Genomic DNA, 12248 nt, shown 5'->3' on the forward strand with positions numbered 1-12248 from the left:
CACCCTGCCTCGGCCCGGCCCGGGACAGGGCCGGGAGCTCCAATGAAAGGCCCGAAACAGAGTCAGTATGTCGGGTCGGGGCAGGCCTGCTTTTCCAGCAGGTGGGACCAGAGAATTCCCTCGCCCGGGGCGACTTCTTTGGCGATGGGGGTTCCCAGGATCACATCCCAATAGCGGGGGTGCAACCCCGGCGTAAGGTTCCGTTCCGAGCGCAGGATGGCGGCGTTCTCCTCGGAGAGGGTGTCGCCCGGCTTTAGCCGCTCCACGGCGTGGATGCTTCGGTTGGTGTACCCGTAGTTGCGCTGCTCCGAAGGGGCCAGATGCTTTACTCCCGATCCCAGTACCGTCTGGACTCGCTCCTCTCCATAGCGTTGCGAGAGTTCTCGGGTAATTGCTACCTGGCGCCGGCGAAGCTCCACCGGATCGTCCCGCCCCTGAAGAAGCTCCTCCGCCACGGCGCGCACCTCTTGCACCATCCTGGTGAACTCCCGGGGTTCCAGCGCAATGGCGTCGTCAAGACCGGAGTTCTTCTTGTTCAGGGTAATGTGTTTTTCTATCATGGAAGCGCCCGTAACAGTTGCCAGGGCAGGCACGAGAACCGGGTCTAAGGAATGATCGGAGACGCCCGTGGGTACACCGAAGATGTGGCTGATCGCCGGGATTGCCCGGAGATTGTACTCTTCCTCTGGAGCAGGGTACGAAGTGATGCAGTGGAGCAGCGTGATCGATCGTGCTCCGGCAATTCGCACGGCGTCGATGCTTTCGGCCAGATCTGCTACGGTGGAGACCCCCGAAGAGAGGATCATGGGAACGCCCATGGCTGCGATGAATCGCAACAGGGGGAGATGATTCAGTTCAGGCGAGGCAATTTTGTATTCCTGCATCCCCAGACGGCGGAGAATCCGTGCGCTCTCCAGGCCGAAGGGGGTGCAGAGGAACTGTATCCCCGCTTCTTCACAGAGCTCCATCAGGCGGGCAAAAAATTCCGCAGGTCGCTCGAGCTCACGGAAGCGCTCGTAGAGGGGGATGACACCCCCTGGAAGGGAAACAGATCCGACTCGCGGGTGGAGGATCTCATCGGCCAGAACCATCTGAAACTTCGCCAGGTCCGCGCCAGCTTCGGCGGCGGCATGGATCAAATCCCGGGCCCGGGAGAGGTCCCCTCCATGGGCTGTGCCGATTTCAGCGATGATCCGGGGATGACCTGGTGTCATGGGCGCTTCCGGGGGGCGGCAGGGATGGTGTCGAAGCCCGTGTAGGGCTGAAGGGCCCGGGGTATCCTGATGGAGCCGTCTTTCTGCTGGAAGTTTTCCATGATCGCAATGATGGCTCGGGAGACCGCTACGGCTGTTCCATTCAGCAAGTGTGCGTATCCACGCTCTTTTTTTCCGTCCGCATCTTTTTTGGTATAACGGATATTCAGGCGACGACTCTGAAAGTCGGTGCAGTTCGAGGTGCTGGTGACCTCTCCCCATTCACCCTGATCGCCCCGTCCCGGCATCCATGCTTCCAGATCGAACTTGCGGTACGCCGGGCCACCCAGGTCGCCAGCGCAGATATCCAGCACACGGAAGGGTATCTCCAGGCTCGAGAAAATTTCCTTCTCAATGTCCAGGAGTTTCTGATGCATCTGCTCTGATTCATCGGGGAGGCAGACCACAAACATTTCCACCTTGGTAAACTGGTGCACCCGGTAGAGGCCACGCGAGAATTGCCCTGCCGACCCTGCTTCACGGCGGAAACAGTGGGATATCCCGGCCATGCAGATGGGGAGATCCTCGGCAGGGAGGGTCTGGTCTGCGTAGTACCCTCCCAGGGTTATCTCGGCTGTTCCCACCAGGCTGGTTTCTTCTCCCTCAAGGTTATAGATGTTCGATTCCGGCCCCCGGGGATTAAAGCCGATTCCTGCCACGACCTGGGTTCGGGCGATGTCAGGAGTGATCATGGGAGTGAAGCCGTGATCCCTGAGGATGTCCATGGCAAAGCGGGTCAGGGCCAGTTCCAGGTAGACCGCTTCGTTTCGAAGGTAGTAAAATTTGGTTCCCGAAACCTTGGCGGCTGTCTCAAAGTCAAGGAGATCGAGTTTTTCTCCCAGCGCGACGTGATCGGCGGGGGTGAAGTCGAAGACCGGCGGGGTCCCCACGATCTCCAGTTCCCGACTGTCAGATTCTGCGCTTCCCCGGGGGACGTCGGGGTGGGTCATGTTAGGGAGATTATCAGCCAGTTCCTGGAGCGCCTGTTCTGTCTCGGCCAGCTCTTTCTCGGACTGGGCGATGCGCTGTTTCAGGGTCTTGCCTTCTTCTATTAGTTCCTGCCGCTCCTGAGGCGGGAGGTCCCGTTTCTTCATGGCCTGGGCGTTGGCGTTGCGCTCGGCACGAAGAGCCTCGGTTGACTGAATCAGTTCGCTTCGTTTGTCAAAAGCGGTGATGAGGGCCTCTACATCGGCTGAGGTGTTGCGTTTCTCCAGGTTTTCTCGTATCAGTTCCGGGTTTTCCCGGACGAACTTAAGGTCCAGCATGGGGTGATTGTATCCGAGAGAGGCCCCCGGAAACAACCAGCCCCTCTGTTTCTTTTTTCCTGGGTGTTATTATTTTCCCGGTTCTTCTGTGGCTTTTCCGAGTTCCCGTGATCGTCTGGCGGTGCGGGTTACCGCTTCCATTACCGCGGCCTGGAAGCGGTTTTCGGCCAGGGTATGGACTCCCTCGATGGTTGTTCCTCCGGGGGAGCAGACCTGGCTTACGATTTCCTGAGGATGCTGGCCGGTGTGGGCCACCAGGTTTGCTGCAGAACGGACAACTCCGCAGGCCGCTTCCAGGGCCTGCCCGTAGGGGAGCCCCTCTTTTACACCTCCCAGGGTGAGAGCCTGGATAAACTCCAGGGCGAAGGCGATCCCGCTTCCCGAAAGAGCAGTGATTGCGTGGATTTGCTCTTCCTCCAGCGAGAGAAGCGGGCCAAGCCCCGAAAAAAGTTGAAGGATTTCCTGTCGGGATTCTTCCGGGAGGGCTTCGGAGAAAGCAACTCCCGTTACGGATTGGCTGATCTGGGCTGCCAGGTTAGGCATCATTCGTATAACCCGTTCTGAGCCCAGGGTTCTGTGGAGAGTTGCCACGGTGGTTCCTGCCAGGAGTGAAACAATGAAGGTTTTGTTGAAAGCCTCGGGATCCTTCTCGCGAATCGCCGTAGCGAGACCCGGGAGTTCCTTGGGCTTTACCGCCAGGATCACCACATCGGCCCAAGAGGGCATATCCTGGGGGTTTCCGGAGAAATCAGAAGCGGAAAACTCTTCCAGCGCCGCCAGACGTCGGGAGGGATCTGTCTCGGCAAGGCCAATGTCTATATTGGGGCGCGTTGCCCGGATCGCCCGGGTTGCGGCGGTTCCCATGAATCCTGCACCAATGAGTCCGATTTTTTTCACCTTCTGCTCCTTTGTATGTAGCTCTCTTGTGGCTGGTTCTGTTTTGACTCGAGTCTAGTGCATGCCCGGAAATCCCTGCCGACGCAGAAGATCGTAGAGGACCAAGGCAACGGCGTTCGAGAGATTCAGGGAGCGAAGCTCGGGGCGCAAGGGGATTCGATAGGTTTGCCCGGGATAGGCGGAGAGAATTTCCCCGGGAAGGCCTCTTGTCTCGGGGCCAAAGATGATGAACAAGGGGCCGTTCCCGGAATCACTCTGCGTGACCTGGCCTGTCTGATCGGATGCATGAACCCTGTGGGGGCTCTCCGGCAAGGGAAGTTCCGTGTAGCACTTTTTGCCTCGGGTCGAGAAAAAAGACAGGATACCCTGCTGCTCCCCGGCGTGGTCCAGGAAAGCAGACCAGTTCGTGTGGGTGGTTATCGCCAGGTGTTCCCAGTAATCGAGGCCTGCCCGGCGCAGATGTTTATCGGAGATGGAGAATCCCAGAGGCTCGATCAGATGCAATGGTGTCCCTGTGGCTGCACAGGTGCGGGCTATGTTTCCTGTATTCGGGGGAATTTCGGGTTCATAGAGTACTACCTGAATCATGGGCGATCCCTCCTGATCTCCAAAGCGCCGCGTACGACCATCGCCTCAGCTCGCTGCCGGGGTAGTTCCGCAATTGAGATCAGCGAAGCCCGGGAGATAAGGAGCACCCGTTGGAGCGCGCCCTTGCCATGGCATGCAGCGCTCAGCCGGATCTGGGCTGCCCCCCGGCTCTCCTCAAGGCGCTTGCGCAGAGCCGGCATCAGATAGACCGCTGAGGCGGTCAGGTCCAGGACAGGCCTGGTTATACCCGAGGGAAGCGGGGTCACCAGACGTGCCAGCCCCCGGAGGACTCCTGAAGGGCCACACAGACTCAGGAGGGTGAGGGCCACCGTTACCGCCGCTGTAAGGCGAGCTGCGTAGCTTGTCCAGGCAGCGAGAGTCTCCATGGATGGATCAGAAAGCAACCGTGCTGCCAGGACAGCCCCCATCATGATCAGGAGTCCGCCGAGGGTTTTCCAGAGACGCTTCGGGGTATAGCCCCCCGGGTGGATCGCCAGAAGGATGCCTCCCCCCGCCGCCGCCAGTGCCAGGACTGGTGATGTTATGGCGAGGAGCAGAGCCTGGAGAAGAAGCGCTCCCAGGAGGAGCGCCGCGCAGGAGGTATCTGATCTCATGAAAGAACTCCTTCTGAGGGCAGAGGGCGAAGACCCTGGTCGGGAGTGATCAGATGGGCGCCCCCTGAAGGTGGCCCCTGGTAGAGCAGGCGTCCCTCGGCGATAACTATCAGTTGGTCCACCAGAGGCCAGATGTCCTGACACTCGTGAGAGGCCAGGATCACCGAAGAGCCACCCTGGCGAAGGGTATCGAGACGTTCCAGAAGGTTCTGGATGGAGGGGTAATCCAGTTCGATGAAAGGTTCGTCCAGAAAGAGCAGCTCCGGTTGTCCCATGAGGGCTCCGGCGATCGCAAGACGGCGGCGTTGTCCTCCGCTCAGCTCGGCTGGGGCGCGCTCCAGAAGGTCAGAGAGTCCCAGAGAGGAGAGGATCTCCTGATCCAGGGGAGTGTCCCGTGGTAACCCGATGAGCAGATCCTCCCGGAGGGTTGCTCCGAAAAGTTGCTGGTCAGGATTTTGGAAAACCACCCCTGCCAGTCGGTGGAGGGGACTGGCGTCGCGTCCCAAAGGGGTTCCCTTCAGGCGTATTTCTCCCCGGTATCCTCCGGTTAATCCCAGCATGGTCCGGAAGAGCACGGATTTTCCGCACCCGTTTGTTCCCAGAAGCAGGGTGATCGTTCCAGAGGGAATGGTCAGGTCGATATCACGGAGGATTTCCCTGGGAGGCTCCCCCAGGGAAACCGAAACCCCTTCTAGGACCAGGAGCGCCATAGTGAAGAGGGAAGGGAGCGCAGAAGGATGATCACCGCTCCGGCTTTCAGGAGATCTCCCGGAATAAAAGGTGCGGTGCCGATCCAGAAGGCGCGGGTCAGGGGCATCTCCAGGACCATGGCAAGCCAGGGCAATCCGACCAGGTGAATCAGAGAGAAGCCTGCCAGAAGGGCCAGAACTTTCCGTATCATTGAGGCATCGTGGGCTGATGAATCTCTTCCTCGTCCGACTCGCACAAGCCAGGATGTGAGAGCCGCCGCAGGGAGATAGGAGAGGAGAAACCCGCCTGTGGGACCGGCAAAATGAGCGAATCCGCCGGTGGCCCCTGCAAAAACCGGTAACCCCAGAGCCCCCAGAAGAAGGTAGGTCCCTGTCGCAAGGAGAGCCCAAAGGGGAGTCATGATCAGGCCCGTTATGATCACAAACATGTTTTGCAGTACGATCGGTACGGGCGATCCCGGGAGGGGAACCGAGACAAAGGCCCCGGCGGTGATCAGGGCGATGCAGACCGCCCCCACCTGGGTTCGCAGGGCATACGAAATATTAAGATCCGTCGTTGCTTGGGTCATTGTAGGTGATCTCCTCTGTTGGAAGGCGTTCAATCCAGGGCCAGTTTTCGGTATTTCCCTGAATTCGCTGTAATACTCGTTCCGCCGCGTGTCGTCCTATCTGATCGATGGGTTGCGCGATCGAAAGACTGGGGACATTGGATACGGCGGAGAATTCCATGTTGTCAAAAGCTGCCAGGTATAGATCCGGAGGAACCATGGAGCGTTGAAAGCTGATATAGCGAATTACTCCAATGTGCATGAAGTAGTTGGCAATCATCACCGTGCGCGGCGGGTCCGGCTGCTCCATGAGATCCTTCATGAGGCGGTAGCCGCTTTCAATGTGGAAGTCCCCGAAGAGAATGTGTTCTTCGCGGGGCGTGATCCCCTGGTCCCGCAGAGCCTGCATAAAACCCTGATAGCGTTCCCGGGCGGTGAAGATATGGGATTGCCCGCCGATAAATCCAAAGGACCGGTGGCCTCGAGCTGCCAGGCGGCTGATGGCCCGGCAGGTTGCGTCCTTGTTGTCTACCAGAACCGCGTCGGTGGTGAAATTGTCCACCAGCCGGTCCGCCAGAACCAGAGGAACCCGGGCCTGCAGGGCAAGTGCCAGGTGGTCGCCTTTGTTTCCACTGGGAATGGCGATGATCCCATCCACCTGTTTTTCCAGAAGAAGTTCCAGAGCAGCCTCTTCGCGCAACTCACTTTCCCGGGCGTTGACCACGATCATGGAATAGCCTTCTTCGCCCAGGCGGTCCTCGACACCCCGGGCTACACGCATGAAGAACGCGTTATCGATCTCCGGAGCGATCAGGCCCACCGAGAGGGTCCGTTTGGATTTGAGGCTTCGGGCCACGGTGTTGACCTTGTAATTCAGCAACGAAACCGCATCGAGTACACGCTGGCGTGTGGCAGGTGAAATCCGGTGATCGTTATTTACAACCCGCGATACCGTGGCGGTGCTCACCCCGGCTTGGCGTGCCACATCTTTTATTGTTGCCCCCACGGAGCAGGATGGTAGCCATCGGGGGGGGCGGTGTCAATGCGTTGCAGAGATCCCCGGGGCAGGGGTATCAGCCAAGGGCTTGCAGGGCTTTCCTGTAATCCGGCTCTTGTGCTATTTCCGGTACCTGTTCACAGTAGATCACCCGGTTTTCCTCGTCCAGCACTACCAGGGCCCTGCTGAGAAGCCCGGCGAAGGGTCCGTCCAGAATCTCGCAGCCGTAGTCCCTGCCGAAGGAGTGGTCCCTCAGGTCGCTCAGAGTGATTACATTGGAGACTCCTTCGGTTTTGCAAAACCGGGTTGCGGCAAAGGGGAGATCCCTGCTGATGGTAAGGCACACTGCCTGGGGTCTCTTTGCCATCTCTTTGTCGAATTTCCGGGCACTGGCTGCACAAACACCCGTGTCCAGGCTCGGAACAATGTTCAGTATCTTCTTCCTGCCGGCGAAATCGCCCAGAGTCTTGTCCTGGAGTGTTTCGTCGGTGAGGCAGAAATCAGGCGCTTCCGTCCCCGGGGCCGGCAGGACTCCCGAGGTTGTTGTGGGGTTTCCCTTGAATGTTATCGTGGCCATGGTGAAAAGATAGACCCTGAGGGCCGGCGGGGCAAGAAATATTATATCTGCCCCATCCGTGGATTTCTCCCAGGGGAAGATACCGGGCCAGGTATCCGGTCTGGTCCGCGAGCTATAGTCGAGGCGCTCCTATTCCTCGGTGAGATCCTTGAGGCTCATCACAGCGGGTACAGCACGAATGCACTTGACTACCTTTTTCAGGTCCTGGTGGCGTTCTACCTCCAGAGTAAAGATTGCTTCCAGATTTCCCGAGGGCTCTTCATCGATCTTTCCCTGGATCAGGTGGCCCTGGACTTTGCGCACCGCCCCCTCGATCTCGCTGAAGAGATCGTTGGTTTTTCGGGCGATCACCCGAAACCGATGAGTCGATTTGGGTGATACCGTCTCCCACTCTACTTCGATGAGCCGTTCATCCACATCGGGAATGCTTTGGAGGCTTCGGCAACTGCGTTTGTGAATAATGATTCCCCGGCCACGGGAGACATACCCTACGATATCGTCGCCGGTGCGGGGAGAGCAGCACTGGGCAAAATGAATGAGGAGATTCTTCTCTTTCCCGACTCTGATCTCTACCTTGTGCTGATCAAGGATTTGCGATGTCTCCGGCGAGAGTTTCCGCTGTTGGCCCCGGTGGCGTTCCTGCCGGCCTTTCTGGGGGCCTTGAGAAGCACCTTCCTGGAGGTGGGGAACCTTGCGGGCCACGATGCTCTGGTTGATAATCAGATGCTCATCGTGCTTGTTGAGCCAGGCCCGTATTTTGCTGCGTGCCCGGGATGTCCTGGCATAACGGAGCCAGTTCAGGTGCGGGTGGGCGTTGGGGTTGGTAATGATTTCAATTACCTGGGTATTTTTCAGGGGCTGTCTCAGCGGAATGATCGATCCATCTGCCTTGGCTCCCGCCACATGGTGGCCAACTTCGGTATGGATGTGGTAGGCAAAGTCGATCGGTGTAGCTCCCTTGGGAAGCTGGATTGCGTCACCCTTGGGGGTAAAGACGTAGATCGAATCACGCAGGATTTCTCGCTTGATCTCTTCCAGGAACTCGTTTGATGTAATTCGGGAGTCACGCAAGGTCTTTACGCGATTCATGATCTCCAGCTCCACAGGGCGGTTCTGGTTTCGGCCTGAGCCTTCCTTGTAAACCCAGTGTGCCGCGATCCCGTATTCGGCGGTGCGGTGCATCTCCTGGGTCCGGATCTGAAACTCGATCACCCGACCCTGAAATCCAAGGACCGCTGTGTGGAGGCTCTGGTACTGGTTCGCCTTGGGCATGGCGATGTAGTCTTTGAAACGACGGGCGATAGGGGGCCACAACCGGTGGACCATCCCCAGAATCTGGTAACAATGGGTCGTGCTGTCGCAGAGAATCCGGATCCCCAGAAGGTCGTAGATCTCGTCGATATCTTTCCCGAAACGTTTCATCTTCTGGTAAATGCTGTAAAAATGCTTTGCCCGGGTTTCCACGGTAACGGGCACAGCCTCCTCCCGGGCGGCTTTCAATACGGCGGCCTTGACCCGCTCCAGGTAGGCCGTGCGGTTGTTTCGTTTGTCTGACACCCAGGTTTTGATCGACTGATAGATCTCTGGATGGAGGTGTTTCAGAGAGAGGTCTTCCAGTTCATCCTTCATCCAGCTTATCCCCAGGCGTTCCGAAAGGGGGGCGTAGATATCAAGGGTTTCCTGGGCGATTTCTCGTTGCCGGGGGCCTTGTTTGTAGCCCAGGGTCCGCATATTGTGGAGCTTGTCTGCCAGTTTAATCAGAATGACCCGCACATCCTTGACCATGGCCAGGAGCATCTTGCGGATCGTCTCCGATGCCTGGACGTTGCGGTTCTGGGCGTTCACCATGGCGATCTTGGTCACGCCCTGGACAAGGCTCTCTACCTCGCGTCCAAAGGAGCGCCGAAGCTCGTTGCGGGTCATGTGGGTATCTTCCAGGACATCGTGGAGCAGCGCCGCGATGATCGTTGCAGCATCCATGTTCAAGCTAATGAGAATCTCTGCTACTTGCAGGGGATGGATAAAATAGGGCTCGCCTGAATCCCGTAATTGCCCCTGGTGGAGTTCTTCTGCCAGCCGGGCGGCTTCCAGGATGCGTTCTTGTTCCGGAGCGCGGTAGGAGGATGTGATCTCTTGCAGTTCCGCAATTGTTGTGATCATCTCGTCAGTTTCTTTCCCGTCCTCTGTGATTTGTGGGGGCGATCTTCTGCCGGGCCCGGATCACCCGGTCGTGACCGGCGTAATCGGGGATTATCTCTACCTTGTCGAAGCCATGGCGCTGGCATATTTCTCGGATCGCCTCGCCCTGGCCCGAACCGCACTCCATAAGAAGCTCTCCCCGGGGGGCAATGATGCTGGCCGCCTGGGGAACAAGTTCCCGGTACGCCTCAAGGCCGTCGTCTCCTGCTGCCAGGGCTTGCCGGGGCTCCCCCCAGCCTCGGGAAAGGACTTTTCTGGTCTCTTCCCGGGTAAGGTAGGGGGGGTTCGCGGTAACAAGATCAACCGGTTCATCGAGTCCTTCCAGCCATGACCCGCGCCAGGACCGAATGGCTGGTTCATCACCCAGGAGGTCCCGGGCGTTTCGGCGGGCCCATGTCAGGGCCTCCTCCTCAATATCGGAAAAGCTGGGGATGAGCCTGACCCCCAGGGCAGAACATTCTGCTGTCACGGCGATAACTACACAGCCTGAACCGGTGCAACAATCGTGGTACCGAACGACATTCTGACTGTTCTTGATCATTCGCACCGCCTCCTCTACGAGGAGCTCTGTCTCGGGACGAGGGACCAGGACTCCAGGGCCCACGGCAAAGGATAATCCCCGGAAGTCTTTCCTGCCAATAATATACGCCACGGGGATGCCCGAGGAACGCCTTTTGGTACATTTCATGAACGAATCGATCCAGGAGGGCTTCAGCGCCTTTTCCGCCGGGTCGCCCAGCTCCGCCAGCAGATCCTCCCGGGGACGCCCCGTGGCATGCTCCAGGAGCAGAAGTGAGTCAAGCCAGGGGGATTCGCTGATTCCCTGGAGCTGTTTCACGCTTTCCGAGATGATATCCCGTACGGTCAGGATGACAACTCCTCTTCCATGGTGTGCAACTGGAGCGATTCTATTACTTCCGAAAGATCACCTTCCAGAATGTGATCAAGTTTATACAAGGTGAGATTTATTCTGTGGTCGCTCAGCCTGTTCTGGGGGAAATTGTAGGTGCGTATCCGTTCACTGCGGTCGCCGCTTCCGATCTGGTTCCGGCGGTTCTGGGCCATCTCGTTCTGGCGCTTGGCCTCTTCCTGTTCAAAGAGTCTGGCCTTGAGAACGCGCATGGCCTTGGCCTTGTTTTTGAGCTGGCTCTTCTCATCCTGACAGATGACCACCATTCCCGTGGGCAGGTGCGTTATGCGTACCGCCGAATCGGTGGTGTTTACGCTTTGCCCTCCGGGACCGGAGGATCGAAAGACGTCAATCTTCAGTTCTTCCTGACGTATCTGGATATCGGTCTCTTCGGCCTCGGGAAGTACTGCCACGGTGACTGCCGATGTGTGGATTCGCCCTCCCGATTCGGTGGTGGGGATGCGCTGGACCCGATGCACGCCACTTTCGTACTTCAAGTGACTGTAGACCTGGGCTCCTGTCACGGAGAAGATGATCTCCTTGAAGCCCCCCACCTCGGTGGCGTTTGTCTCAAGGACCTCGATTTTCCACCCCCGGTTCTCGGCGTATCGGGCGTACATCCGGTAGAGGTCCGAGGCGAAGAGAGACGCTTCGTCACCACCTGTTCCTGCGCGAATCTCGAGAATTGTATTCTTCTCGTCCAGGGGGTCCGGCGGAACCAGCAGGACCTTCAGCTCCCGTTCGGCGCTCCTGGCCTGCTCCTGAAGTGTTGAAAGTTCCTCTTCGGCCATGCTTCGCAGCTCCTGGTCCTTCTCTTCCTGGATCAGAAGTTCGTTCTCCTGGATCTCCCGGGAGATCTGCTGTAAACGTCCCCAGGAAGAACTGATCGCCGCGAGGCGCGAGTGTTCCCTCATGATTTCTATGGCCCGTTTTTGATCCCTGTGTAAATCCGGATCAGCCACGAGGAGTTCTACCTCGCGGAGTCGGGCCTGGAGCTGGTTGATGCGGTCCGTGAGATGGGTATCCACAATGCTTCCCTCCTGTTACCGGCCCCGACGACGGTGGGACTGAAGAAATCCGAAGAGACTTCCAATGACACCCCCTGCGATATGGGCGAACTGGGAGACAGTATCCTGCCGGAGGGAGTTGGCGATCTCCTGGGTCAGGAAGAGTACCACGATCAGGATAAAGGTGAGGGGGATCTCCCCTTGACGGATATTAGTGAAAGAGATCAGGAGAATCATCATGAAGACAATGCCGCTTGCCCCAAGCAACGCCGTGGGCAGAAAGAGCACATTCAGCAACCCCGTAACGACGGCGGTAATAGCCATCATGATGAAGAGGCTCGTGGAACCGTATTTTTCCTCCAGGATCGGCCCCAGGAGCAGGATGAAGGAAAAATTTCCCATCAGATGGCCCCAGTTGGAGTGACCGATTACGTGGGTGAAGAGGCGCAGATAATCGACGACACTGCCCGGGTTCATCCGGGCATGGACCAGGAAAAAAGATTGAGTCAGACCGGGGAAAACTGTTTGATTGAGCAACAGTACCAAGGAAGCGCACAAGGCAAAGGAGAGCGTCACCGGCGCGTTGTATCGTATTTTCATCATGCTACAGTAGTTTTCGTGTTACAAGACTGTCAATAGTCTGGGCCAGGCTTGTCCCGAGTCTGGGACAGCCTTGTCCCGAC

General features: G+C 58.0%; 13 protein-coding genes. All 13 read right to left on the bottom strand.

Annotated features, from left to right (window positions below):
• Positions 1-62: 62 nt before the first annotated feature.
• The 13 genes from BW950_RS01905 to BW950_RS01965 all read right to left on the bottom strand — a co-directional run bounded on the left by BW950_RS01905 (position 63) and on the right by BW950_RS01965 (position 12168).
• Positions 63-1214 carry an N-acetylneuraminate synthase family protein gene (locus BW950_RS01905; RefSeq protein ID WP_076487605.1) on the bottom strand — a complete coding sequence of 384 codons (1152 nt, stop codon included), beginning with the start codon at positions 1212-1214 and terminating at the stop codon, positions 63-65.
• Complete coding sequence (gene serS, locus BW950_RS01910) at positions 1211-2518, bottom strand: serine--tRNA ligase (protein WP_076487770.1); 1308 nt, start codon at positions 2516-2518, stop codon at positions 1211-1213. Before serS ends, BW950_RS01905 begins: the two co-directional genes overlap by 4 nt.
• 69 nt (positions 2519-2587) lie before the next feature.
• Positions 2588-3415, bottom strand: a complete 828-nt coding sequence (gene proC / locus BW950_RS01915; protein ID WP_076487606.1) for a pyrroline-5-carboxylate reductase — start codon at positions 3413-3415, stop codon at positions 2588-2590.
• A 54-nt stretch (positions 3416-3469) separates the two neighbouring features.
• Positions 3470-4003 (bottom strand): tRNA (cytidine(34)-2'-O)-methyltransferase, encoded by a 534-nt coding sequence (locus tag BW950_RS01920; protein WP_076487607.1) that lies wholly within the window; start codon positions 4001-4003, stop codon positions 3470-3472.
• Positions 4000-4617 (bottom strand): hypothetical protein, encoded by a 618-nt coding sequence (locus tag BW950_RS01925; protein WP_076487608.1) that lies wholly within the window; start codon positions 4615-4617, stop codon positions 4000-4002. The genes BW950_RS01920 and BW950_RS01925 overlap by 4 nt, the downstream gene beginning before the upstream one ends.
• The gene (locus tag BW950_RS01930; RefSeq protein WP_076487609.1) at positions 4614-5327 is read right to left on the bottom strand and encodes an energy-coupling factor ABC transporter ATP-binding protein; all 714 of its coding nucleotides are present in this window, start codon (positions 5325-5327) and stop codon (positions 4614-4616) included. The genes BW950_RS01925 and BW950_RS01930 overlap by 4 nt, the downstream gene beginning before the upstream one ends.
• On the bottom strand, positions 5309-5896 hold the full coding sequence (locus BW950_RS01935) for a biotin transporter BioY (RefSeq protein ID WP_076487610.1): 588 nt from the start codon (positions 5894-5896) through the stop codon (positions 5309-5311). The genes BW950_RS01930 and BW950_RS01935 overlap by 19 nt, the downstream gene beginning before the upstream one ends.
• Positions 5871-6860, bottom strand: coding sequence for a LacI family DNA-binding transcriptional regulator (locus tag BW950_RS01940; RefSeq protein WP_159438702.1), 990 nt, complete (start codon positions 6858-6860; stop codon positions 5871-5873). Before BW950_RS01940 ends, BW950_RS01935 begins: the two co-directional genes overlap by 26 nt.
• Positions 6861-6948: 88 nt before the next feature.
• The gene (gene tpx / locus BW950_RS01945) at positions 6949-7449 is read right to left on the bottom strand and encodes a thiol peroxidase (RefSeq protein ID WP_076487612.1); all 501 of its coding nucleotides are present in this window, start codon (positions 7447-7449) and stop codon (positions 6949-6951) included.
• 129 nt (positions 7450-7578) lie between these two features.
• On the bottom strand, positions 7579-9609 hold the full coding sequence (locus tag BW950_RS01950; RefSeq protein WP_076487613.1) for a RelA/SpoT family protein: 2031 nt from the start codon (positions 9607-9609) through the stop codon (positions 7579-7581).
• Positions 9610-9613: 4 nt separating this feature from the next.
• On the bottom strand, positions 9614-10486 hold the full coding sequence (gene prmC, locus BW950_RS01955) for a peptide chain release factor N(5)-glutamine methyltransferase (protein ID WP_159438703.1): 873 nt from the start codon (positions 10484-10486) through the stop codon (positions 9614-9616).
• A 26-nt stretch (positions 10487-10512) separates the two neighbouring features.
• Positions 10513-11586: a peptide chain release factor 1 gene (prfA, locus tag BW950_RS01960; RefSeq protein ID WP_076487615.1), complete on the bottom strand. Its 1074-nt coding sequence runs from the start codon at positions 11584-11586 to the stop codon at positions 10513-10515.
• Between the two features lie 15 nt (positions 11587-11601).
• Complete coding sequence (locus tag BW950_RS01965) at positions 11602-12168, bottom strand: rhomboid family intramembrane serine protease (protein WP_499697492.1); 567 nt, start codon at positions 12166-12168, stop codon at positions 11602-11604.
• Positions 12169-12248: the final 80 nt, after the last annotated feature.

Source organism: Alkalispirochaeta americana (genome assembly GCF_900156105.1).
GTDB lineage: Bacteria > Spirochaetota > Spirochaetia > DSM-27196 > Alkalispirochaetaceae > Alkalispirochaeta > Alkalispirochaeta americana.

What these genes read in the sequence shown, in the direction of transcription:
- BW950_RS01905 (WP_076487605.1), bottom strand. Translation starts at nt 1,214, where the DNA reads ATGACACCAGGTCATCCCCGGATCATCGCTGAAATCGGCACAGCCCAT.
- serS (WP_076487770.1), bottom strand. Translation starts at nt 2,518, where the DNA reads ATGCTGGACCTTAAGTTCGTCCGGGAAAACCCGGAACTGATACGAGAA.
- BW950_RS01920 (WP_076487607.1), bottom strand. Translation starts at nt 4,003, where the DNA reads ATGATTCAGGTAGTACTCTATGAACCCGAAATTCCCCCGAATACAGGA.
- BW950_RS01925 (WP_076487608.1), bottom strand. Translation starts at nt 4,617, where the DNA reads ATGAGATCAGATACCTCCTGCGCGGCGCTCCTCCTGGGAGCGCTTCTT.
- BW950_RS01930 (WP_076487609.1), bottom strand. Translation starts at nt 5,327, where the DNA reads ATGGCGCTCCTGGTCCTAGAAGGGGTTTCGGTTTCCCTGGGGGAGCCT.
- BW950_RS01935 (WP_076487610.1), bottom strand. Translation starts at nt 5,896, where the DNA reads ATGACCCAAGCAACGACGGATCTTAATATTTCGTATGCCCTGCGAACC.
- tpx (WP_076487612.1), bottom strand. Translation starts at nt 7,449, where the DNA reads ATGGCCACGATAACATTCAAGGGAAACCCCACAACAACCTCGGGAGTC.
- BW950_RS01950 (WP_076487613.1), bottom strand. Translation starts at nt 9,609, where the DNA reads ATGATCACAACAATTGCGGAACTGCAAGAGATCACATCCTCCTACCGC.
- BW950_RS01965 (WP_499697492.1), bottom strand. Translation starts at nt 12,168, where the DNA reads ATGATGAAAATACGATACAACGCGCCGGTGACGCTCTCCTTTGCCTTG.